The sequence below is a fragment of the Mesorhizobium sp. M8A.F.Ca.ET.181.01.1.1 genome (assembly GCF_004792025.1).
In the GTDB taxonomy this organism is placed as follows: domain Bacteria; phylum Pseudomonadota; class Alphaproteobacteria; order Rhizobiales; family Rhizobiaceae; genus Mesorhizobium.
On record NZ_SRTV01000002.1, the window covers coordinates 189,598 to 212,325 of the forward strand.

Annotated in this window: 21 protein-coding genes and 1 pseudogene; 12 read left to right on the forward strand and 10 right to left on the reverse strand. The window is 63.6% G+C overall.

All coding sequences use genetic code 11. The annotated features are described in order from the left end of the window. Window positions 1-40: 40 nt before the first annotated feature. On the forward strand, window positions 41-940 hold the full coding sequence (locus tag EN824_RS09225) for a LysR substrate-binding domain-containing protein (protein ID WP_135863768.1): 900 nt from the start codon (window positions 41-43) through the stop codon (window positions 938-940). Window positions 941-986: 46 nt separating this feature from the next. Here EN824_RS09225 and EN824_RS09230 read toward each other — a convergent pair whose 3' ends face one another. Further along, window positions 987-1,598 (reverse strand): TIGR00730 family Rossman fold protein, encoded by a 612-nt coding sequence (locus EN824_RS09230; RefSeq protein ID WP_127281002.1) that lies wholly within the window; start codon window positions 1,596-1,598, stop codon window positions 987-989. A 125-nt stretch (window positions 1,599-1,723) separates the two neighbouring features. On the opposite strand from EN824_RS09230, the gene EN824_RS09235 reads away from it, so the two are divergent. From EN824_RS09235 to EN824_RS09250, 4 genes are all read left to right on the forward strand, one after another. After that, window positions 1,724-3,232 (forward strand): LysM peptidoglycan-binding domain-containing protein, encoded by a 1,509-nt coding sequence (locus tag EN824_RS09235; RefSeq protein WP_135863770.1) that lies wholly within the window; start codon window positions 1,724-1,726, stop codon window positions 3,230-3,232. A 133-nt stretch (window positions 3,233-3,365) separates the two neighbouring features. Further along, a complete protein-coding gene (locus EN824_RS09240; protein ID WP_127280730.1) occupies window positions 3,366-3,659 on the forward strand; it encodes a metalloregulator ArsR/SmtB family transcription factor in 294 nt (97 codons plus the stop codon). A 25-nt stretch (window positions 3,660-3,684) separates the two neighbouring features. Continuing rightward, window positions 3,685-5,568: an ABC transporter ATP-binding protein/permease gene (locus EN824_RS09245; protein WP_135863772.1), complete on the forward strand. Its 1,884-nt coding sequence runs from the start codon at window positions 3,685-3,687 to the stop codon at window positions 5,566-5,568. A gap of 218 nt (window positions 5,569-5,786) precedes the next feature. After that, a complete protein-coding gene (locus EN824_RS09250; RefSeq protein ID WP_127280728.1) occupies window positions 5,787-6,134 on the forward strand; it encodes an antibiotic biosynthesis monooxygenase in 348 nt (115 codons plus the stop codon). On the opposite strand, the gene EN824_RS09255 is transcribed toward EN824_RS09250, so the two are convergent. Beyond that, complete coding sequence (locus tag EN824_RS09255; protein ID WP_127871410.1) at window positions 6,131-7,003, reverse strand: SMP-30/gluconolactonase/LRE family protein; 873 nt, start codon at window positions 7,001-7,003, stop codon at window positions 6,131-6,133. The genes EN824_RS09250 and EN824_RS09255 overlap by 4 nt on opposite strands. A gap of 337 nt (window positions 7,004-7,340) precedes the next feature. On the opposite strand from EN824_RS09255, the gene EN824_RS09260 reads away from it, so the two are divergent. The 3 genes from EN824_RS09260 to pssA all read left to right on the forward strand — a co-directional run bounded on the left by EN824_RS09260 (window position 7,341) and on the right by pssA (window position 10,267). Continuing rightward, a complete protein-coding gene (locus EN824_RS09260) occupies window positions 7,341-8,507 on the forward strand; it encodes a DUF4375 domain-containing protein (RefSeq protein ID WP_245511633.1) in 1,167 nt (388 codons plus the stop codon). Window positions 8,508-8,746: 239 nt separating this feature from the next. Next, the gene (locus EN824_RS09265) at window positions 8,747-9,445 is read left to right on the forward strand and encodes a phosphatidylserine decarboxylase (RefSeq protein WP_127278715.1); all 699 of its coding nucleotides are present in this window, start codon (window positions 8,747-8,749) and stop codon (window positions 9,443-9,445) included. 75 nt (window positions 9,446-9,520) lie between these two features. Then, window positions 9,521-10,267 carry a CDP-diacylglycerol--serine O-phosphatidyltransferase gene (gene pssA / locus EN824_RS09270; RefSeq protein WP_245464392.1) on the forward strand — a complete coding sequence of 249 codons (747 nt, stop codon included), beginning with the start codon at window positions 9,521-9,523 and terminating at the stop codon, window positions 10,265-10,267. On the opposite strand, the gene EN824_RS09275 is transcribed toward pssA, so the two are convergent. From EN824_RS09275 to EN824_RS09290, 4 genes are all read right to left on the reverse strand, one after another. Next, window positions 10,264-10,857: a TetR/AcrR family transcriptional regulator gene (locus EN824_RS09275; protein ID WP_127278713.1), complete on the reverse strand. Its 594-nt coding sequence runs from the start codon at window positions 10,855-10,857 to the stop codon at window positions 10,264-10,266. The two genes, pssA and EN824_RS09275, sit on opposite strands and share 4 nt — an antisense overlap. A gap of 79 nt (window positions 10,858-10,936) precedes the next feature. Further along, complete coding sequence (locus EN824_RS09280; protein ID WP_127278712.1) at window positions 10,937-11,749, reverse strand: NAD(P)H-binding protein; 813 nt, start codon at window positions 11,747-11,749, stop codon at window positions 10,937-10,939. A gap of 187 nt (window positions 11,750-11,936) precedes the next feature. Beyond that, window positions 11,937-14,159, reverse strand: coding sequence for an AMP-binding protein (locus EN824_RS09285; protein WP_135932176.1), 2,223 nt, complete (start codon window positions 14,157-14,159; stop codon window positions 11,937-11,939). A 98-nt stretch (window positions 14,160-14,257) separates the two neighbouring features. Continuing rightward, a complete protein-coding gene (locus tag EN824_RS09290) occupies window positions 14,258-14,665 on the reverse strand; it encodes a 4-oxalocrotonate tautomerase family protein (protein WP_127278710.1) in 408 nt (135 codons plus the stop codon). Window positions 14,666-14,778: 113 nt separating this feature from the next. On the opposite strand from EN824_RS09290, the gene EN824_RS09295 reads away from it, so the two are divergent. Further along, window positions 14,779-15,633, forward strand: a complete 855-nt coding sequence (locus EN824_RS09295; RefSeq protein ID WP_127278709.1) for a LysR substrate-binding domain-containing protein — start codon at window positions 14,779-14,781, stop codon at window positions 15,631-15,633. A gap of 167 nt (window positions 15,634-15,800) precedes the next feature. Here the strand turns inward: EN824_RS09295 and EN824_RS09300 are convergent. After that, window positions 15,801-16,698: pseudogene (locus EN824_RS09300) on the reverse strand (DMT family transporter). A gap of 54 nt (window positions 16,699-16,752) precedes the next feature. Beyond that, window positions 16,753-17,640 (reverse strand): DMT family transporter, encoded by an 888-nt coding sequence (locus EN824_RS09305; protein ID WP_135863781.1) that lies wholly within the window; start codon window positions 17,638-17,640, stop codon window positions 16,753-16,755. A gap of 334 nt (window positions 17,641-17,974) precedes the next feature. Here EN824_RS09305 and EN824_RS09310 point away from each other — a divergent pair, with 334 nt between their 5' ends. From EN824_RS09310 to EN824_RS09320, 3 genes are all read left to right on the forward strand, one after another. Next, window positions 17,975-18,556, forward strand: coding sequence for a VOC family protein (locus EN824_RS09310; protein WP_135863783.1), 582 nt, complete (start codon window positions 17,975-17,977; stop codon window positions 18,554-18,556). Window positions 18,557-18,594: 38 nt separating this feature from the next. Then, window positions 18,595-19,455: a glutathione S-transferase family protein gene (locus EN824_RS09315; RefSeq protein WP_245511628.1), complete on the forward strand. Its 861-nt coding sequence runs from the start codon at window positions 18,595-18,597 to the stop codon at window positions 19,453-19,455. 165 nt (window positions 19,456-19,620) lie between these two features. Further along, window positions 19,621-20,328, forward strand: a complete 708-nt coding sequence (locus EN824_RS09320) for a LuxR C-terminal-related transcriptional regulator (protein WP_245520965.1) — start codon at window positions 19,621-19,623, stop codon at window positions 20,326-20,328. A gap of 22 nt (window positions 20,329-20,350) precedes the next feature. Here EN824_RS09320 and EN824_RS09325 read toward each other — a convergent pair whose 3' ends face one another. Both EN824_RS09325 and aguA read right to left on the reverse strand, forming a co-directional pair. Continuing rightward, window positions 20,351-21,451 (reverse strand): polyamine ABC transporter substrate-binding protein, encoded by a 1,101-nt coding sequence (locus EN824_RS09325; protein WP_135932178.1) that lies wholly within the window; start codon window positions 21,449-21,451, stop codon window positions 20,351-20,353. Between the two features lie 71 nt (window positions 21,452-21,522). Continuing rightward, the gene (gene aguA, locus EN824_RS09330; RefSeq protein WP_135932179.1) at window positions 21,523-22,629 is read right to left on the reverse strand and encodes an agmatine deiminase; all 1,107 of its coding nucleotides are present in this window, start codon (window positions 22,627-22,629) and stop codon (window positions 21,523-21,525) included. Between the last annotated feature and the right edge of the window lie 99 nt (window positions 22,630-22,728).

The following is a 22,728-nucleotide window of genomic DNA, read 5'->3' on the forward strand; positions in this document are numbered from 1 at the left end:
AAGTTGAGACCTGAGAGGACTTGGGTTTCGAGGAGCAAAAATGTTCGACCTGCGCCAGATCAGATATTTCGTCACCGTCGCCGAAACCGGCAATGTCGGTCGAGCCGCCGAATTGCTGCATATCTCGCAATCGCCGCTCAGCCGGCAGATCATGCAGCTGGAGCAACAGCTTGGCGTCGCCCTGTTCGAGCGGGCAAAGCAGCGCGTTCATCTCAATGCCGAGGGCCGCGCCTTCCTGACCGAGGCCCGTGCCTTGTTGTCGAATGCGAGCCGGTTGGAGGAGCTTGGCCGCAACCTGGCCAGCGGTTCCACCGGGCGCCTTGCCATCGGCTATGTCGAGGGTGCGGTTCATGCCGGGCTTGTCGCCGGCATGCTGCGCCAGTTCCGCCGCGACCGGCCGGATTTTCACCTGCAGCTGAGAAGCCTGCGCTCGGCGGCGCAGATGGAGGGGCTTCGGCAGCGCTCGCTCGATCTTGGTCTGGTGTATTCTCCCGCGGCTGCCGACGATCCCGATATCGCCAGCACGCCGCTGCGCCACGAGCCGCTGGTGCTGGCCATTCCCGAAGACGATCCGCTGGCCGATGTGGCTGATATCCAGCCGCACCATCTCGACGGCCGCGTCTGGATCACCGTGGTGCGCCAGCCCGACGACACCAATCGTGGCCAGTTCCTCGCCGCTTGCGCCGAGGCTGGCTTCGTACCCGATATCGCTTATGAAACGGCCGACCCGCTGACCTCGCTCGGCCTTGTCAGCGCTGGCCTTGGTCTCGCCACCGTGCAGGCAAGCCTGCGCACTGCCGCGCCGCCCTCGATCCTGTTCCGCGACATGCCGTGGTTCGGGCGCATGGTTTCCATTCATCTCGCCTGGCGACGGCAGGACCGGCGCGCGGTTATCGCCGATCTGCGGGAGGCTGCTCGGAGGGAGGGGAGTAGGGAGTAGGGGAAAAGCGTGCGCTCGGGCAATGCAAACGTACTGCCCCCTAGCTCTACATCTTGTCGATCACCGACTGGACGCCTTCCGTCGGCGCGTCGACCGACGACCCGGCCACCATGATGGCGGCGACGATGGCCTCGGGGTCGTTGACGACCAGCGGCTTCACACGCTGAGCGGTGTGAATGAAGCCTTCCCCAGCCATGTGATCAAGCAACGCCGTCATCGGGTCCCAGAATCCGTTGACATTGCCGAAGACGATCGGCTTGCGGTGATGGCCGAGCTGCGCCCAGGTCATGATCTCGACGATTTCCTCGACTGTGCCTATGCCGCCGGGCAGCGCCACAAAGGCGTCGGATTTCTCGAACATCTTATGTTTGCGCTCGTGCATGTTGTCGGTGATCAACAACTCGTCGAGCCGGTCAAGCGCGGTTTCGGTGGCTTCCCTGTTGATGAGGAAGCGCGGAATGATGCCGGTCACCTTGCCGCCGGCCTTGAGCGCGCCTTCGGCGACAGCGCCCATGATGCCTTTGGTGCCGCCGCCATAGACCAGCCGCAGCCCTGCCTTGGCAATTGAGCGTCCAAGCAGATGGCCGGCCTTGACATAGATTTCATCGCGGCCCGGAGACGAGCCGCAATAGACGCAGACGGATCGAATCGTGTTCATACGGATGATTGGTGATTGGGTCTGGAAGCCTGGTCAAGCCCAAAGGCTGACAAGGGCGGGCTTTTTCTTGTCGGCTTTGGCAAAACACGCTAGACCGGCGTTAGGTGGCTAAGGGGTAGGGAAATATGGCAATTAATCCATTGAAGGCGTTCCTGTTCGCGGCGGGTGGGACCGTCGCGGCGGCGGGAACCGCCTATGTATCGGGCGCGCTCGACCCGTATCTTCATCCCGCGCCGCCGGCGCAAGTGGCGGCCTTGACGCCGCCCGCGGCGCCGAAACCCGCCGACCCCGGCACGGAAGGGCGGCTGCCGGCTCCGGCGGTGCCGGCCGCTCCGGCCGCGGCACCCCAGGCGACAGCCCCGGCAGCACCCGCAACCGATGCGGCGGCGCCTGCGGCGCCCGCGACGGCGGGTCCGATCGCGCCGACTTTCGACGTCGTGCGCGTCGAGAGCAACGGCTCGATCGTCGTTGCCGGCAAGGCGGTGCCCAACTCGAAGGTCGAAATCCTCAACGGCTCAACGGTGATCGGCTCGACGGTGGCTGGTCCCGATGGCGCCTTTGTCATCGTGCTCGACGATCCGCTGAAGCCCGGCGACTATACGATCGCGCTGCGTTCGACCGTCGGCACGGTCGTGACCGCCTCGGCGCAGACTGCCGTGGTCTCGGTGCCCGCGAATGCGGCTGGCCAGGTGCTGGCCATGGTCGAGGAGCCGGGCAAGCCGGCCGAACTGTTGACGGTTCCGACACCCGAGACAAAGCCGGCGCCGGCAACCGGCGACCAAGCTGCTGAAGCGCCCGCGACGGTCGCTCCAGCGCCCGCCGCGCCGGCGCCGACCGCGCCAGCCGTGGTTGAGGCACAACCCGCTCCGGCGGCACCGGCCGCGCCGGCTGTGGCTGAACCCAAGATCGTCGTCGAGGCGGTCGAAATCGACGGCAACAAGATTTTTGTCGCCGGCCTCGCCGATCCGGGCCGCAAGGTGCGCGCCTATGCCAACGACATTCTGCTCGGCGACGCACAGACGTCGCCGGACGGCCATTTTCTGGTCGAGGCGACGCGCGACATTCCGGTCGGCAGCTATACCATCCATGTCGACGGCCTCGATGCCGACGGCGTGAAGGTGGTGGCTCGCGCCGCCGTACCCTTCGAGCGCGAGCCGGGCGAGGCGGTCGCCGCCGTTGCCCCAGCCGGGACCAAGCCGGCCGAGACCAAGCCGGCAGAGACCAAGCCCGCTGCGCCTGCTGCCGCGGAGGCACCAGCCGCTGCGGCGCCTGCTGTTGCCGCTGCTGCTCCGGCGGAGTCCGCACCAGCCGCAGAGGCCCCGGCACCGGCCGTTGTCGCGGCAGCCACGCCGCCAAGCGACGTGCCCGAAGTCGTGTCGCCCAAGCTCGAACATGCCGACGGCGCGGTCGTCATTCGGCGTAACGATACGCTGTGGCGGATTTCAAGGCGCGTCTATGGTCACGGCGTGCGCTACTCCACCATATACCTCGCCAACCAGGACCAGATCAGGAATCCGAACCGCATCTGGCCGGGGCAGGTATTCAAAGTCCCGGAAAAGTCGAAGGAAGGTGAAGCCGCCGACCTCAAGGCGATGGGCGAGCAGGCGACCACTGCACCGGCGAAGACGCAATAGCGAGAGATCGGCAATTCCGGCGATCTACCCATCGGCCTAGCTTGCCCTGTCATCGCTCATCGTCTATCGCCGATGAACGATGACAGAATACATCCCCGTATCAGACCACGCCGCCTCGGCGGCGCCTGGCTGCATGCCGGACAGCCGCCTTGTCGCGGCGCGGTTCGCAGCGCTTGCGCATCCGGCGCGGATCGAGATACTGAGGCATCTGTCCGCCAGCAATTCCTGCTGCTGCCGTGAGGTTGTCGACCATTTCGATCTGGCGCAGTCGACCATCTCCCAGCATCTGAAAATATTGGTCGAGGCCGGCCTTGTCCGCTTCGAGCCCGATCGTCAACGATCGCGCTATGCCGTCGATCGCGCGGCACTTGCCGACGTATCGGCGTCGCTCGGCGCGCTCATCAATTCCTGCTGCTCCGGCCGCTGATCCTCTCACCCAAAAGGCAAGAAAAGTGGCCGAAAAAACCGTCTCCGCCGACACCTCGACACTCACGACATTGCGTAACCTCTGGCCCTATATGTGGCCGGCCGACCGCGCCGACCTTAGGGCGCGGGTGACCTGGGCGACGCTGTTGCTGGTCGTGGCCAAGGTGACGCTGGTCGCCGGTCCCTATTTCTTCAAATGGGCAACCGATGCGCTGGCGGGAGGCTTCAAATCGCCCCCGCCGCTGCCGTCGTTCATGCTCGCCCCGGTGATGCTGGTCATTGCCTATAATGTGCTGAGGCTTGTCCAGCTCGGCTTCAACCAGCTGCGCGACGCTCTCTTTGCCCGGGTCGGCCAGCATGCGGTGCGTCAGCTCGCCTTCCGCACCTTCGTGCACATGCATCAGCTGTCGCTGCGTTTTCACCTGGAGCGCCGCACCGGCGGCCTGTCGCGCATCATCGAGCGGGGCACCAAGGGCATCGAGACGATCGTGCGCTTCATCATGCTGAACACGGCGCCGACGATCCTCGAATTCGCGCTGACCGCCGGCATATTCGGTTTCACCTATGGCTGGAAATACGTGGCCGTGGTGGCGATCACCGTCTGCCTCTACGTCTGGTTCACGGTCAAGGCGAGCGACTGGCGCATCTCGATCCGCCGCGACATGAACGACAGCGACACCGACGCCAACACCAAGGCGATCGACTCGCTGCTCAATTTCGAGACGGTCAAGTATTTCACCAATGAGCGCATGGAGGCCGAGCGCTTCGACCGCTCGATGGCGCGTTACGAGATCGCCGCCACCAAGACCTGGACCTCGCTCGGCTGGCTGAACTTCGGCCAGGGCTTCATCTTCGGCGTCGGCACGGTCGTCGTCATGTGCATGTCGGCGCTGGAGGTGCAGGCCGGCACCCAGAGCGTCGGCGATTTCGTTTTCATCAATGCCATGCTGGTGCAGCTTTCCGTGCCGCTCAACTTCATCGGCTTCATCTATCGCGAGATCCGGCAAGGGTTGACCGACATCGAGCACATGTTCGATCTGCTCGACGTGCCGCAGGAGATCGTCGACAAGCCCAACGCCAAGCCGCTGGCCGTGAGCGCCGGCAAGGTCGAGTTCCGCGACGTCCACTTCTCCTACGATCCGAACCGCAAGATCCTGAAGGGCGTCTCCTTCGAGGTGCCGGCCGGCAAGACCGTTGCCATTGTCGGGCCGTCGGGGGCGGGCAAGTCGACCATCTCGCGGCTGCTGTTCCGCTTCTACGACGTGCAGGGTGGCCAGGTGCTGATCGATGGCCAGGATGTGAGGGATGTGACGCAGGACAGCCTGCGCGCGGTGCTCGGCATGGTGCCGCAGGACACGGTGCTGTTCAACGACACCATCGCCTACAACATCCGCTACGGCCGTGTCAGCGCCGGCGAGGAGGAGGTGCGCAAGGCCGCCGAACTCGCCCAGATCGGACCGTTCATCGAGAAGCTGCCGGACGGCTACAAGTCGATGGTCGGCGAGCGCGGGCTGAAACTTTCCGGTGGCGAGAAGCAACGCGTGGCGATCGCGCGCACCATCCTGAAGGCGCCGCCCATCCTGATGCTCGACGAAGCCACTTCGGCGCTCGACAGCCACACCGAACAGGAGATCCAGGCCGCGCTCGACCTGGTCAGCAAAGGCCGCACCACCATCGTCATCGCCCACCGCCTGTCGACGGTGATTTCGGCCGACGAGATCATCGTGCTCAAGGATGGCCAGATCGCCGAGCGCGGCACCCATGTCGAGCTGATGCGAAAGCACGGCCTCTACGCCTCGATGTGGGACCGCCAGCGCGAGGCGACCGAGGCCGAGGAGCGGCTGCGCATTGCCCGCGAAAGCGACGAACTGGGTGTCGTCGTGCGCAGGCGCACGTCGGAAGTGTCGTAGTCGGTGGAGTGCCAATCTCCCCCCTTGTGGGGGAGATGCCCGGCAAGGCAGAGGGGGGCTGTCCCGCGGTCATCTCCGGTTTCTTTCGGAGCAGGCGCCGCTGTCTGGGCCTTTCCACAAATCAATCGAGAATCCTGCTTGACCTCAACTTAAGTTGAGATTGTAGACCGTCGCTCGAGAGCCGCGAAACAGCATCCTCGAGGACGAGACAAATGGATATGAGCGTTACGAATCAGAACGTTAACGGCAGCAGCGTGTTCAGGGTCGACAAGTTCGTCGTACCCGCCGCCGCGCGCGAGGAGATCCTTAGCAAGGTCAGGACGACACACGAATTGCTGCGCCAGCAGCAGGGTTTCGTGCAGGATTTCCTGCTAGAGCAATTTTCGGGGCCAGGTGAATTCAATCTGGTGACGATCGTCGAATGGGAAAGCCAGGCGGCCGTCGACAAGGTCGTGCCGATCGTCAAGGCGGCGCAAGAACGCGTTGCCTTCAACCCGCAGGAGACGCTCGCCCGGCTCGGCGTCAGGGCCGACATCGCCAACTATCAGCGGGTTCCTGGGCTCTAGCCCGGCCAGCCGACACCGGGTGCCGGCGCTTTAATGCCGAGCACTTGGCCGGTGCGGGCATCGCTGACCATGTGCTCGAAGCCGCGCCATTCGGCGGCGGTGATGAACAGCGTTTTCCTGTCCGCACCGCCCAGCATGCAGGCAAAGCAGCCGCGATCGGCGGTGACGGTCTGCAAGACGTCGCCGCCTTCGCGCACCCGCACGCAGTGTTTGTTGGGCACGTCGGCGTACCAGGCCGCCCCTTCGGCATCGAGGCAGATGCCATCGGGATATCCGTCTAGCGCGGCCCAGACGCGCCGATTGGACATAGTGCCGTCGGCGGCGATGTCGAAACCGGTGAGCCGGCTGGCATGGGATTCGGCGATGATCAGCGTCTTGTTGTCGGGCGTCACCGCCATGCCATTGGCGAAGGCGATGCTGTCAGCCACTTGGCCGATCGTGCCCTCCGGCGTGATCAGCACGATGGTGCCGGGGCCGAAATGCTCGCCGGCAGCCGGCGCCGGCCCGCCGCCATTGACATAGATGTTGCCGCGTCCATCGACGACGATCTCGTTCCATGGGCTTTTGGAGAGGGCTCGCAGATCGGCATGGGTGACGAGCGAGCCATCGGCTTCCTGCCGCAACAGCAGGCCTTCGCGGCCCGCGATCACCAGCAGCCGGCCATCCGGCAGCCAGTCGATGGAGTAGGGCAGCACGGCCGGGATGGTGAGCATGACCTCGCTCTTGCCGCCTTCGTCCACAGCGATGATCTCGCCGGTGCCCCAGTTGCAGACCCACAGGCGTCCGTCATGCCAGCGCGGCGATTCGCCGAAGGCGAGACCGGTGGCAATGAGACGCTGGGGAAGCGGGTGAAGAGCGTGGTTCTGCATAGCGAGGAACTCCTTGTTGGACGACGGCTTGCAAGACGGCGTCGTCTCATCAAGGACGGGCGGGGGATGGGTGTCCCGACTTCAGCGTCAGCATTTTCGTTGGCCGGAACGCTGCCCCTCACTTTGAGGTCCCGATAGCTCAGGTTTGAATTCCTATATCCCATTGTGCTGCCGATATTGTTTCGTCACAATAACCCGTGGGAAGTTTTTCCTAGCACTTAGGGATTTTTGAATGTTTGGCTTTTTCTCCAGAATATCCAAGAGAATCGCCCAGGCTTCGTCTGGTGTCCAGTCTCCAGCAGCGAGGCATGCATCGAGACCCCGGTTCTTGTTGCCGGTGATCGTGCCCCGGTCGATCGTAGATGAGGCGAACGAAGAACCTTTCGAAGTCGTCTTCGCTGTTGAGAAGTTCATCCAAAGCATGGTTTCCGAGGGGCTTTACCGTAAATGGGAGATTAACCCGAAGGCGATGCAGGTCTCCCATGCTGATTTGTATTCGGCGGAGGTAAAGAACGGTGGCCATAGTCAATTCATCCATAATGCCGGCGAGGAGTTCGACGCTATGGTTGCAAACGCCCGCGCGGCTCTGACGGCCATTGGCGCAAAAGGGCAATTGGCGGCTCTCGAAAAGATGTCCACCTGGGTCGCCGATCACCCTGACGAGGCCGAAGAACAGACTGGCTTCGAGGGCGGCCGCGACGATTTTCTCGATACACTTGACCATGCGTTCTACGACGCCGACGAAGCTTCACCAATGATCGAGCTGTTGGCGCGCTGGATCGTGTCCTGGCCTGACCTGCGAGTTGTCGAAGACGAGACCTTCGATGAGGCCATACTTCAGTTGGCAATGGCCAATCCTCGTCGTGAACCTCGGCTCCTCCATCAATCGATCGCCGAGCTGGTCGGTCAGATGATCAGCGCTCGGAACGTGGGAGTCAGTCTCGCTTGCGCCAATGCAACGCCGCCGGAGGTCAGATTGTTGCTGGGCATGGCCAGGATGCTGGATGTCGATGGCGAGAAGCAATTGGTTTTTCAACTCCGGACCAATTCGAATGAGCCTCGCCTGTGCGTTGCAACGGGCAGCCACGCAGCATTTTATGAGTGCATACCTCCAGAGGCACCAGCGATTATTCGCCCCGGTGAAAACCTATTCACAGCCGGCGCGCCGCGCGTTGGCCGCAGGCTCGGGTACGCGGACGGGCAAATGGTAGCAAAAGTGATTGAGCTAGCGGAGGAGTATCATGCGCCGGTTGCCGTCGATCTTCTGTTGCGAAAGATTGGGGTCGATCCGACCAAGGCTATCGTTTCGGCGAATTCGGTCGTTCAGCGTGCGGAGGGGCCGGTTGTGAATTGGGTGGTGATGGCTGGTGGTCACGCTTTTCTCTTCCAGTCGTACCCGGATCGTGGCGTGCTGCTCCGCGGCGACCACGAAGAAAGTCTTGCGGAGGTTCATCGAAATGAGCTTCAGGAGTATTTTGACCTCACCGCGGCAGCTGGCGAATAAATTGTTCGTGGTGGATCCGAGCAGGCCCTTCAGCTGCCATTGCTTACTCGAGAAGAACACTTCATCGGCGTGGCGGCGCTGAGCGATGCCACTTGCCGGTGCCGCTCTGCTCGACGACCAGCACGGGTCGCCATCGCGGCGAAAGCTGGCGACAAACTCGCGCCGCCGATTGTCGCGTTGCGGGCAGGGGGTGTTTCCGCTATTGAGGCCGGACCTGAAACAGGGACCGCCCCCAGCCCATGAGCCTTGTCGACACGGTCAAGAACGCGTTCGTACCGATCCATCGCGAAGGCTATCCCTTCATCGCGGCCTTTGGCGCGGCGACGCTGTTCCTCGGCTATTTCTCCTCGATCCTGTTCTGGGTCGGCCTGATCCTGACCGCCTGGTGCGTCTATTTCTTCCGCGATCCCGAGCGCGTCACGCCTGTCGACGATCGCCTGGTGGTAAGCCCCGCCGACGGCATCATTTCGGCGGTGGGGCCTGCCGTGCCACCGCGCGAGCTTGGCCTCGGCAATGTCGAGATGACCCGCATCTCCGTGTTCATGAACGTCTTTTCCTGCCACGTGAACCGCTCTCCGGTGCGCGGCCGCATCGCCAAGATCGAGCATCGCCCTGGAAAGTTCCTCAATGCCGAACTGGATAAAGCGAGCACCGAAAACGAGCGCAATGGGCTGGTCATCGAGAGCCCCAACGGTACGGTGGCGGCAGTCCAGATCGCCGGCCTGGTGGCGCGCCGCATTGTCTGCTGGACCGAGGCCGGCGCTTCGATCGGCACCGGCGAGCGTTTCGGCCTGATCCGTTTCGGCTCGCGTGTCGACGTGTTCCTGCCTTTGACCGCCACGCCGCGCGTTGCCGTCGGCCAGACGGCCGTCGGCGGCGAAACGGTGCTGGCCGAATTCGGCGGCATCGCCGGCACGCCCCTCGTACGGATTTCCTGACCGGTGGGCACGCAGTATAAAAAATTCGAGGCCCATGCCAGCGGCGGTCCCCGCATCCGCGAGATCCCGATGCGCATGGTGCTGCCCAACCTCGTCACCGTGCTTGCCATCTGCGCCGGCCTGTCCGGCATCCGCTTTGCCTTCGAAAACCGCTTTGAAACCGCCGTTGTCATGGTGCTGCTTGCCGCCTTCCTCGACGGCATCGACGGTCGCCTGGCACGAATGCTGAAAGCCACCTCCAAATTCGGCGCGCAGATGGATTCGCTGGCCGACATCGTCAATTTCGGTGTCGCGCCAGCGCTGGTGCTTTATGCCTTCCTGCTCGACCGTGCCGGCTCGCCGGGCTGGATCGCGGCACTTTTGTTCGCGATCGCCTGTGGTTTGCGGCTGGCGCGCTTCAACGTGCTCGACGACGAGAAGGCCGAGCGCCCGATATGGCAGAGTGAATATTTCGTCGGTGTGCCGGCGCCTGCTGGCGCCGTGCTGGTGATGCTGCCGCTCTATCTCTATTTCCTGCGCCTTGGGGCGGAGCCCAGCCGGCCGGCCGCCTTCGTCGCCACCGGCTTCACCATCCTGGTCGCCTTCCTGCTGGTCAGCCGGTTGCCGGTCTATTCCGGCAAGAGCGTCAAGATCCCTGGCGACAGGGTGCTGCCGGTCATCCTCGCCGTCGTGCTCTATATCCTCCTGCTGATGACCTATCCCTGGTACACGCTGACGGCATCGGTCGCGGGCTATCTGATCTTCCTGCCGTTTTCCGTGCGTGCCTACTCCAAGCGCGCCAGGCTGGAAGGCGAGAAGGTGCCGCCTTCGGATATAGGTTAGGGTCGCAGACCACGGACCAACAAATCGGTCCAGGCGGACGCGAAGCGTTCGTCGCTGACCTCGATCGAGCGCTCGGCCCAGATCGCTTCGAAGACGCGGAACATGGCGACGCTGCCGACGATGACGGCGGAGACCGCGTCGCTGTCATGGGGACGCAGTTCGCCCTGGCGCTGGCGCTCCCGCAACCATTCGGCGACTGCGTGGTACGTGCTCTGCATGATCTCGCCACGCGCCGAGGCTTTCAATTCCGGAAAGGGCTCAAGATCGCGCCACAGGATTCTGAGCACGTCGCGATTCGCGCCGAGTTTTTCCAGCATGCTCTCCACGATCCGCCGCGCCCCCTGATCGACAGGAAGCACCTGTTCGCCAAGCTCGGCGCGTCCTTCCCGCGCCGTTCCAACAAACCGGTCGATTGCCGCGGCAAGCAGCGCCTCCTTTGAGGGAAAGTGCTTGTAGAGCGCACCCGAGCCACGCGACAGGCCGGCGGCTTCCTGAATTTCGGGAACGCTGGTCCGGTCATATCCGCGCTCGGCGAACAGGCGAATGGCTTCGCGTAAAATGCGCTCGCGTCCGGCGGATGGCGGCTTCATGGCTATTCCTGTCACTCGATCCTGGTGGTGGAGATTCGGCGCCCGACAGTACCATTCTCGCGCGAAATCGTAGGATCGCTCACGGCGCGCATCCACCCTGCTCGGAAAGCCATGCCTTCCATGTTCTTTCTCCCAGCCGTTCGCTGGTTTCGACCAGGCCCAAGGCAAGGCTTATCTTTCGACTCACCGGAAACGGCAGAATGAGGCGCCGGAGCCCGAGCACATCCCGGTATTGTCGAGCGAATGTCGAGAACGGCATCACCTCGGGTCCGCCGATCTGCGGGCGGACACCGCGTTCCCCGTCGCTGACAGCCTGGGCCAGATATCTGGCGACATCGCGTGTATCGACAGGATTTGAGGGCGAAGTCGGCAGCAGCCAGACCGGCAGCCATCTCAGCCCGGCCAGCATCTGCGCCAGAAGGTAAAAGAATGGCGTCGCGCGGATGACCGACCACGAAAGTGGCGACTCTCGCACAAGCTGCTCGCCCGCCAGCTTCACGCGGCTATAGGGCAGGGTGCTGAAGTCGAGGCCGACGATCGACACGAAGATGAAATGCGAGACATTGGCGCGCTGCGATGCGGCAAGCAGCCGCCGCGTGCCTTCGACGTCGACATCCGACGGACTGGAGAAGAAATCGATCGGCCGCATACCGCGCCTGGCGATCGGCGACAACGTTGCGGCATGGATGACCGTATCGACGCCGCCAAGGGCTTCATCAATGCCTTCGCCCGTTGCGAGGTCGCCAAGCGCCCATTCGACCGCCCATTCGACGGCGCGGTCCAGCCTCGCTTCCCTGGCCAGCAACCTGACAGTGTGCCCGGACGCGGTCAGTGCCGGCACGAGATCGTGTCCGAGATGCCCGGTGCCGCCGGTGACGAGGATCTTTGCCATGCTGGATCTCCTCGCCGTGCAAAGGAGGTGTCATGTCGCGCTGGCAGAAATATGCATGCTCAGCCTGCCTTAGTGAGTGAATACTCTCTCACCTTAGATTTGTCCATCTGAATCGCTGCGGCAGGATGGCGCGGTCCTTGGTCATGCGAAGACGACAGCGGGCCTCGAAAGGGGGCGTAGGTGGCAACTAAGCCGCCACGCCAAGCCCCAGCCGGTCGATCGCCAGTTTCCTGGTCGATACATAGTCGGTCTTGCCCGAACCGAGCACCGGGATTTCCTCGACCTTGACGATGTCGTTGGGCACCATCAGTTCGGCCGCACCGGCCTTTTTGCCGAACTGCCGCAGCTCCTCGGCGCTTGCTTCGTCTGCGGTGGTGACCAGCACGATGCGCTCGCCCCGCCTCTTGTCCGGCACCGCCACCGCCGCATGGTGTTCTTCCGGCCACAGCGACTGCACCAGCATCTCCACCGCGCCCAGCGACACCATCTCGCCCGCAATCTTGGCGAAGCGCTTGGCGCGGCCACGAATGGTGATGAAGCCTTCGCGGTCAACGGCGACGATGTCGCCCGTGTCGTGCCAGCCGGTCAGCGGCTGCAGTTCGCCGGGGCGGTCCGCGGTCATGTAGCCCATCATCATGTTCGGCCCGTCGAGCCACAACTGGCCGGCATCATTGATGCCTTCGACCGGCTCCAGCTTCATGCGGATGGCCGGCAGCAACCGCCCGACCGTGCCGTCTCGGCCGTGGATCTCGGTGTTGACGGCAACCACGGGCGCTGCCTCGGTCAGCCCGAAGCCCTCGATGATCTCGGCCTGGAAGCGTTCACGATAGGTGCGGCGGGTGTCTGGCTTCACCGCCTCGGCGCCGGCAACGACGAAGCGCAGGCTGGAAAAATCCCCGTCCTTGGCAGTGCGCGCATAGTTGGCGAGAAACGTGTCGGTGCCGAACATGATGGTCGGTTTCACCTTGCGTGCGATCTCGGGGATGATCTTGTAGTGGAGGGGCGAGGGATAGAGGAACAGTTTTACCCCGGTGACCAGCGGCAGGATGGTGCCACCCGTCAGGCCGAAGGAATGGAACACCGGCAGCACGTTGAGCAGGATGTCCGCCGGCGAAATGGTGATCCGCGCCTCGGCCTGCATGGCATTGGCGAGAAGGTTCTTTTGCGACAGAACGACCGCCTTCGGCGTGCCTTCCGAACCCGAGGTGAAGAGGGTTACGCCCGGCCTGGCCGCGTCCTGCCGTTGCAGTGGCAGGCGCCACAGCAAGGCGGCGGCAAGCTTGTCCAGCGTGGTGACGCTGGTCCGCAAATCTTCCAGCCACAGCAGCCGGGCGCCGCCCGTTTCGGCCGCGGCGACGATATCGGCGAGATCGGCCTTCTCGACAAAGGCACGCGAAGAGACAACGGTGCGGATGACGGCCGTGCGGATCGCCGCGGTGACGCTTGCCGGCCCGGCCGTGTAGTTGATCATCGCCGCCACCCGGCCCGCCGAGAGAAGGCCGACGAGCGACAGCACGACGCCATTGGCGTTGGGCAGCATCACCCCCACCGCTTCGCCCGGCGCCGTCACCGCCTCGAAGCGCCTGCCCAGCACCCGTGCGCCGATGAACATCTTGCGGTAGCTCAAGGCCCCCGAGATGACATCTTCGATGATGGTGTGCGAGGCGCCGACGCGGTCGGCGGCGTCGCGCATGGCCAGGAACAGGCCGCGGTCGAGGTCGGTGCCGAAAAGCCGGGCCTCGGCGACACGGTCGAACAGCGCATTGGTGTTCGAGGCCTGGTCCGGGTTGCGCGCCACCAGTTCGGCGACCGTCATTGGCTCCAGGACACTGATCGCCAGCCGTGGAAACCAGCGACGCGGTGCCTTGTCCGCCGGCGTCAGCGAGACCGGCAAGCTGCGTGCACCGGCGACAAAGATCGGCACGATGCGGGCATCGGCCTGCATGGCGATGCGGGTGACGGCGCGAAACAGCCGAAACGTCTTGACGTCGGGCTCGACCGCATCGGGCAGATAGACGGCCAGCCGGCCCTTGCCCTTCAGCACGCGCACCAGCCGGCGGCTGACGAAGACATGTTCGGCGTTGAAAGCAATGGTGCGGCCGAGTTCGCGCCAGGGCTCGAGCCATGGCGAGCGCGCCGAGACCTCGTCGAGTATATGCAGCGTGTCGTCCGGCAGCAGCGAAAGCATCAGTGCCGGCTCGAAGCGCGACTGGTGCGAGATGACATAGATGACCGGCACCTGCGCCTTGCGGGCGACCCTGATGCGATTGTCGCTGATCCGGTAGGCGAGTTTGAACGGCACGTAGAGCAGCGCCTGCGTGAAACGCAGGTCGAGGCGGAATTTCTCCACCGCCCCGATCAGCAGCCATGCCACGACCAGGCCCGCAAGCAGCGCCAGTGTCAGGATCATGCCGCGTCTCTCCCAACGGTTCTGTCATCGCGGCTCTTGTGAGGCCGCTTCGAGGGCAGAGCCTAGCGGAAGTCGACGCAAGGTCAATGCGGAAGGCCTCACGCCGCCTTCAGCCGCCCGCTGATGAAACGGAACTCCTGCGTCTTGCCGCCATAGCCATAGGCGGCTGCCGGGACCTCGTGCACGAAAGCATAGCTTTCCTGGTGCACGCCGCCAAGCAGGCGACCAAAGGCTTCGAAGATCGCCTTGAGATAGGCTTCCAGTTCGAGCTTGGTGTTGGTGCCGTCGACCACCTTGATGTCGAGCCAGAACGTGTTGGTGCCGTGCTCGGCGAGCGACTTGCCGCCGGCGAACCAGTGCTGCGGATCGAGATAGGACACGGCCACCGCGGTGATAGTCGGATCCTTGCGCAGATGCGTGGCGGTGATCTCGGTTACTTCCCTGGCGATGCTGGCGGACAGGGTGGCATCTGGCTTGCCGGTGACGCTGACATTGATGATGGGCATTTTTCTTCTCCTTGGTTTCTAGCGGCGTCGGTCGCCGTTAGAGAGACCATGCCATCATCTTGGAATCAAAAAAATCGAATTGTTTTCAATCAAAGATTCGATAATATCGAATTATGGAAACGCTCGATCCCGACCTGCTCAGAACCTTCCTTGCGTTCGTCGACAGCGGTTCGCTGGCGCAGGCAGCCGCTAATGTCGGCCGGTCGCCGTCGGCGGTGACGGCCCAGATGCAGCGGCTGGAGGAGATCGTCGGCGAGCCGCTTCTGGCGCCTCAGGGCAGGGGGCGCGGCCTGACGCCGGCAGGCGAGGACCTCGTCGACCATGCCAGGCGCATTCTTGCCGTGCATCGCGAGGCGTGGCTGGCGCTGAAAGGCGCACGCGCTGCCGGGCGCGTCGCCATAGGCACGACACAGGATTTCGCCGATAGCGGCCTGCCGGACCTGCTGCGAGCCTTCGCTTCCAGCCATCCGCGCGTCAGGATCGAACTGCGGGTCGGCCGCTCCGCCGAACTGGCGCAGGCGCTGCAGGCCGGCAGCCTCGATCTGGCGATCGTCATGCGCCAGACCGCGGTGCCGGATGAGGTCGGCGTGCTGCGCGAGCCGATGATATGGCTGTGTTCGAGCAAGGGGCTGGCCTCGCGGCAGGAAGAATTGCCGTTGGCGCTACTTGATCCCTATTGCGGGTTCCGCGAAGCGGCACTCGCCGCGCTCGATGCCGCAGGCCGCCGCTATCGCATCGCCGCCGGCAGCGCCAGCCTTGCCGGACTGCGCACTGCGGTGAATGCCGGCGTGGCGCTGACCTTGCGAACCCCCCGCTTTGCCCATTCCGGCATTGTCGAAGCACCGCGCGAGCTTGGCCTGCCGCAGGTGCCGATGGCTGAGTTCGCGATCCGGCTGCGCGCCGGCGCCGATGCGTCCGCGGGCGATCTGGCGGCGCTGCTGGGTGACAACCTGGCTCTCTCCGGTTGATTTCCAAAAGGCCGCATTCCGTCACAGCCTTTTGGCAAAGAAAAAGCCGACCTTGCGGTCGGCTTGGGAGTGGGACGGGCCGAGGGGTTTGGGGGGACTTGGGGGGTGGCCCGTCGCACCAATAATGTCTGAGCACGGCGATGGTTCCGTGACTTTGAAATTTTTTTTTAGGAAATATTTGAGACCGGGCGTTGCGAACGTGCCATCAGCCAGTCGCGGCCGGCGTGGGCAAAGACGGCACAGAGCACGATCGCGCCGCCGACCAAGCTCGCCACCGGGGGTATTTCGGCCAGGAACAGAAATGCAAACAGGATCGCGAACGGCACTTCCGCCGAGCCGAGCAGGCCGGATTCAGGCGCCGGGATGAGCTGTCCACAGGATCGAAGCCAGCGCGAAGGATGCGCCGAACGTGGCAAGCAGAACCGCGTCCCTTGCCGAGACCGCCAGGGGATCGGTGACGAACCAGCCGAGTATGAACAACAGGAAGGCGGAGACCGCGCCGGCCCACACCGCCGGCGTGTCGCGGAACGCGCGCACCATGATCATGTAGAGCGCGCTGCCGGCCGTCATCAGCAGCGCCAGTCCGTCGCCGAACAGATTGCCGGTACCGAAACCCGACCACACCATGATGGCAACCCCGCACAGCGACACGGCCGCCGCCACCATGGTCTGCAGGCGGAACGGCTCGCGCACCAGCATCCAGGCCAGCACGGCGGCAATGAAGGGCGAGGTCGCGTAGATCACCGCGACATTGGCGACGAAAGTGAACTTGAACGCCGAAATGAAGGCGATGCTGGCCAGCGCGCCTTCCACCGCCAGCAGCCAGCCGCGCCAGCCAAGCCGCAGCGGTTCGCGGTTGCCGGCACGGTGGCGGCGCCACAGCACGTAAAGGCTGATCAGGATCGCGCCGACAAAGCCGCGCCAGCAGGTGATCGTCAGCGGATCGGCATGGATCGACTTGGTCAGCACACCGGTCAGCCCGAATACAGCCGCCGAGGATGACACGAGGATGATGCCCAGCGTGCGCTCGGCGATAGTGTCGGTGGTGGCTGTCACATCAGTCATGCCGCGAGACTACGCCACTCCATCCTGACATCGTAGCGTCAGCAACATTGACCATCAGAGCCTCTTGCGAAAATGCTCGCCGCCGACGATCAGCAGGCCGGCGGCGACGATAAGGGCAGCACCCAGAAAAACCTCGCGGCGTGGCACGTCGCCCCAGATCGCGAAGCCGAGCGCGAACGCCCACATCAGGGAGGTGTATTCGAGGGGCGCCAGGATCGATGCCGGCGTCCGCTTCATGCCTTCGAAGAGAAGATATTGCGCCAGGCCGCCGAGTGCGCCGACGCTGGCAAGAAGCAGCAATTGTGTCGGGTCCGGCGTATGCCACCACAACAAAGCCGGCACCGCCGAAAACACCAGGAAGTTGAAATTGTTGAGGAGGAGCTGGATCATCGAGCGCTCGGCAAGGGCCGTCTTGCGCAGCAGCACGATGGCGATGCCCCACAGGAAGGCCGCCGTCAGCACCAGCAACACGGGTACCGAAAGGCCGAGATGGCCGGGATCGCAGGCGACAAAGACACCGGCAAAGCCGATCAGAACCGCCAGCCAGCGCAAAATAGGCACCTTTTCGCCGAGCAGGACCACCGAAAGCACGGTCACGATGATCGGGGCCGCGTAATAGACGGTGGTCAGTTCGGCGAGTTGCAGGCTGCGGGCGGCATTGTAATAGCAAAGCCAGGCGGCAAGCGTGAAGGCGCTGCGCACCAGCATTGGCAACACAATCGGCGAGCGCACGGTATCGGTAAACAGCCGCCGCCCGCCGATGGCCGCGCAGGCACCAAGAATTGTGATGCTGCGAAAGAACATGATCTGCCAGACGCTCATGCCGGCAACCAGCAGCTTGATCGAGGCATCCTGCGTCGAAAACAGCAAGTAGGCGGCGCCGGTCAAAAAGATGCCGGCGAGAACTCTTTCGCGTGTATCGAGAATGGCGATATCGGCCATAAGGCATGCGCCTGCTTGTGTGAGGGCGGCTCCGGCCCCTGTCGGCTCCGCTCTGCCAGCTATACGGGCGAAATCCGGCACGACGCTGCTCCAGCACCGCGCTTGCCTTTGGGGCAGGGGGCGGCGGCGCGAAATACAGCCTCTCCCGGATGCGGCTTCTGGCGCGGCCCGGCTGATTGGTTTAGCATCGTCGCATAAAGCCTGAGAAGGGCGGCGCGCGGAACGCCGGGGAACGAACAGCGAATTGGCGCTCAGCTCATGCCAGATGTAGCATGCGCAGGCGCGGCCTGACGGGCCGCCTATGTCAGAGCGGATATTTCGGGGGAGAAGGCCGATGCGGAAACTGCAGTCGCAAGGCGTCCATCACATCACGCTGGTCGGTGCCGGCCGTCAGACCTCGATCGATTTCTGGGAAGGTGTGCTGGGCATGCCTTTCATCTTCGAGCAGCCCAACCTCGACAAGCCGACCGAAAGCCATCTGTATTTCGATCCGGGCGACGGCCGGCTGATCACCATCTTCACCGACGAGACCCGCGCGGCCGTGAAGCGCCGCACCCCAACCGACCCGGGCTGCGTTCATCACATCGCCTTTTCGGTGTCGCGGGTCACCTTCCTGCAGGCGGTCGCCCGGCTCGACGAGCGCGCCATCAAGCACAGCGGCGTCAAGGATCGCGGCTTCATGGATTCGATCTATTTCGAGGACCCGCTCGGCCTGCTGATCGAGCTTGCCTCCTATCGTTTCGAGCCGCCTGCGGGCTTCACCCATGCCGACGTGCTGATGGAGGCGCACAGGCTTCGCGTCGCGCGTGGCGACTACAACATCGCCGAAGTGCATCTGGCTGACGCCATCCAGGCTCTGGTGGAACGCGCGCGCGCGACATTGTCGGCCGACCGGGCACCCAAAAATCCATATTGAGCGCTGAACAGGCAAGGGAGGAATATGTGGCAAAGGCAATGACGAAGAGCGCAAGCAAGCCGGTGGGCAAACCAGCGTCAAAACCGGCGGCAAAAGCCGCCGCCAAACCAGCGGCAAAAGCAGCCGCCAAACCAGCGGCCAAGACGGCGTCAAGGGCAGCCGCCGGCAAGACGGTGGCCAAGGCCAAGGCGAAACCGGCAAAGAAACCGGCGCTGACCATCAGCATGCTGAAGCCGAGCGTCAACAACATGACCGTTCGCGTCTTTGCCCGCGCCGCCGGGCTCGACCATGCGGAGACCGATGCGTGGGGGCTCACGCGCTCGCCGGAATACATGGCGCGCAATCCGGCCCATCTGACGCCGATGATCGAGGACAAGGGCCTGCCGCGCGGCGTGCTTTGGGAGAGCTGTGCCATCATGCAATATCTTTCCAACAAGCATGGGTTGGAGAAATTCTACCCCAAGGCGCCAGCCAAGCGGGCAATGATAGACAGCGCCATGTTCTATCTGATCGGCACGCTCTATCCCTATGTGGCGCGCGCCACCTATCCCGCGCTCGGCTTCCCGCAATATGCCGGCGAGGTCGGTCACAGCGACGCCCATCCGGACAGGAAATCGGAGGCACAGAAGGCGGCGGTCGCCGCCATTGCCGAACCGCTCGAGGTCTTCCATTCCTTCTTCCGCGACGGCAAGCCGTTCATCGGTGGCAAGAACCCGTCGATCGCCGACATCCGCCTGGCGGCGACCCTCGAATTCCTCGCCGTCATCGACTACGCCCTGCCCAAATGGGCGAAGGAATACATGGCGGCGATGGAGAAGAAGCTCGGCAAGGCCTATGCCGGCCCTGCCGGCGACGTGCGCGGCTACATCGCCCATGTGAGGTCGCAGGCCAAGGCGTGATTCCAAGCCGTCGATGGGGCGGTGAGCTGCGGAAGCAGCCACCGACTGATTTCACCGGTGGCGTCACGGTTCCCCGCCAGCTTGAAGTTGGCGGGGCTTGCGTTAGTCTGGGCGCGGATGCAGTCGAATTTTTCTCTCGACCGGCTTGAACGCTGGAGCGGTGGCGTGGCCGCCGCGGCCCTGGCGGCAACGCCCGAAGACTTGTCGGCCCGCTTCAGCGCCGCGGCAGGCGTGCTGCTTGGCTCGGATCGTGTCTATGTTGGCTTCTATCGTCGCGATATAACGTCCCTGACCATCGACGATGCCGGACCCGATCGCTGGAACCGCGACTATGATGCGCGCATCTATCGCCAGGATCCCTTCTTTCAGAGGTTCGCCAGCACCAGACAGGATTTCCTGCTGCCCTTGTCGGCACTCAGCCACGGCGATTTCCAGCACGCACCCTATTATCGCGAATTCTACGGGCCCTCCGGCAGCTTCGATGAAATAACGGGGGTCTTCAACCTCGACGGACTGACCGCCGGCTATGTGACCTTTCTGCGCCGCAACGGCGCGCCGCGTTTTGGCGAGCGTGATCTGGCCGTGGCCGGCGCGGCGAGCAGCGCGACGAAGCTCATTCTGCAAAGGCTGCTTCATTTGTGCCGCCTTCGGGACAAGGGGTCCGCACTCGAAGCCGCGGGGTCGCAACTCAGCGCCCGGGAAAGGCAGATCGCGCGGCTGCTGATCGAGGGCGGCAGCGCCAAGACGATTGCGCGAAACCTGTCGATTTCACCCGGCACGGTGCGCAACCACATCAAGCAGGTCTACCGCAAGCTCGGTGTGCACTCCCAGGTCGAGCTGCTGGCCGCCTGCTGGGAGGCTCCGCGCACCTGACGGTGTCGTTTTGCCAGCTTCACTATCCCGTCACGACGCGTGTCCACATGCGGTTCTGCAGGCGCAGCAGCTTTGCATCGTTGTTCTCGACCACGAACAGCTTGGCCTTTACGTCATCGGGTGGGAAAACGCCGGGATCCTTGGCGACGGCCTGATCCATCAGCGGCAGGGATTCCGGGATCGCATTGGCATAGGAAACATAGCTGGAATTGGCCGCCGCTATGTCGGGCCGCAAGTTGAAATCGATCCAGGCCTGGGCATTCTCCGGATGCGGCGCATCCTTCGGCACCGCCATCGTATCGAAGTTTATCAGCGTGCCTTCCCTGGGAATGGAATAGGCAATCTCCAGCTTCTTCGCGGATTCCGCCGCGCGGGTCTTCGCCTGCAATATGTCGCCCGACCAGCCCAGCACGACACAGATGTCGCCATTCGCCAGGTCGTTGATGTATTTCGACGAGTGGAAGTAACGGATATAAGGCCGCACCTTGCCCATCAGTTCTTCAACCTTGGCGAGGTCGTCCGGACTGGTCGACCTGGGGTCGATATGGAGATAGTTCATGGCCATCGGAATGATCTCCGCCGGGGCATCGATCATGGCGACGCCGCAATCGGAGAATTTCTTGACGACGTCGACGTCGAAGACCATGGCGAACGAATCTGTCGGCGCGTCCGGCATCCGTTGCTTGATGGCAGCGACATTGTAGCCGATGCCGTCCGTGACGGCCATGTAAGGCACTGCGTGCAGGTTCTGCGGATCCGCGCCCGCGATCAGCGACAAGGCTTGCGGATCGATTTTCGAGTGGTTTGAAAGCTTCGATCCGTCGAGTGGCAGGAAAGCGCCCGCCTTCACCTGGTTCTTCAGAAACGGAAAGGCCGAGGGATACACCACGTCATACCCCGAGCCGCCGGTGAGCAGTTTCGTCTCAAGGACCTCGTTGCCGTCATAGACATCGTAGCGGACCTTGATACCTGTCTCCTTCTCGAACTTCTCAGCCGTGTCCGGCGCGATATAGTCGGACCAGTTGTAGACGTTGACGACCTTCTCGTCGTCCGCCCGGGCGCCGCCGAAGCAGATGCCGCAGGCAAGCGCGGCGCTCAGGATTGGGATGAGCAGGGAGCGCATGGGTGTCCTCCTTTCGCGGGTGCGGCCGATGCGGCGCACCGTTCCAATTTCACTTTCGGCACGCTTGCCGCTCAACGCCGCTGCGGCGCATAAACGGGTAAGGTGATACAGGCGACATTGCCGCCGCCGAGCAGAATTTCGCGGGAGTTCTCGATGCCGACGATCTTGTGGTCGGGGAACAGCGTGGCCAGCTGTTGCTTTGCCTTCCGGTCGAGATCGCAGCCGAACTCCGGCACCACCACGACGCTGTTGCCCGGATAGTAGTTGATGTAACTCGCCGCGATCCGGTTGCCCGTTGGCCGCGCCCAGGTCGAATCGACCCGGTCCAAGCCCTCGCTTTCCTCGGCCGTCATTTCGATCGGCAGGGGATGGTGCAGCCGATGAACCTCCAGGCTGCGGCCACGCGCGTCACGGGCCGAACGCAGCACCTCTTCGGCTTCGCGCACGATCTCATATTGCGGGTCGCTCCGCTCGTCGGTCCAGCTCAGCGCCACGACGCCCGGACGAACGAAGCAACAGAGATCGTCGACATGACCATCCGTCTCGTCGAAAGCAAAGCCACGCGGCAGCCAGATGATGTCGTCGACGCGGAGATAGTCGCCAAGCCGGCTCTCCACCTCGGCTTTGCCGAGTTGGGCGTTGCGATTTCGATTGAGCAGGCATTGCTCGGTCGTCATCAGCGTTCCCTGGCCATCGCATTGCAGGCCGCCGCCCTCCGCGATCAGCGGCGCGCGGTAGCGGTCCATCCTCTCGATCTCGAGCACTTTTTGTGCGGCAAGGTCATCGAGATCCCAAGGCGAGTAGAGGCCGCCGTCAAACCCGCCATAGGCGTTGAAGATCCAATCGACGCCGCGCACGCCGCCTTGGTCGTTGACGACGAAATTGGGGCCGCTGTCGCGCAGCCAGGAATCGTTGGTGGACATCTCCACGACGCGCACCTCGGCGGGCAAGCGCGCTCTGGCGTTCCGCCATTGGCGGCTGGATGCCGCCACGGTCACGGGTTCGCTTTGCGCGATCGCGGCGGCGACGTCGGCGAACAGCTTCTGGGCGGGCTTGGCGCCCTGGCGCCAGGTGTCCGGCCGCTCCGGCCAGATCAGCCAGCAGCCTGATTTGGGTTCGAATTCGCCAGGAGCGCGAAACCCATCCTGTCTCGGTGTGGTCGAGAGCGTATGTGACATTGTGGGACTGCCGGAAAATGGAACGACGAAACTTTCCCGGATCAGAAGGTTTTGGGGCCTTGTTCGTCAATGTCCCATTTGGGATAGCTTGATCACTGC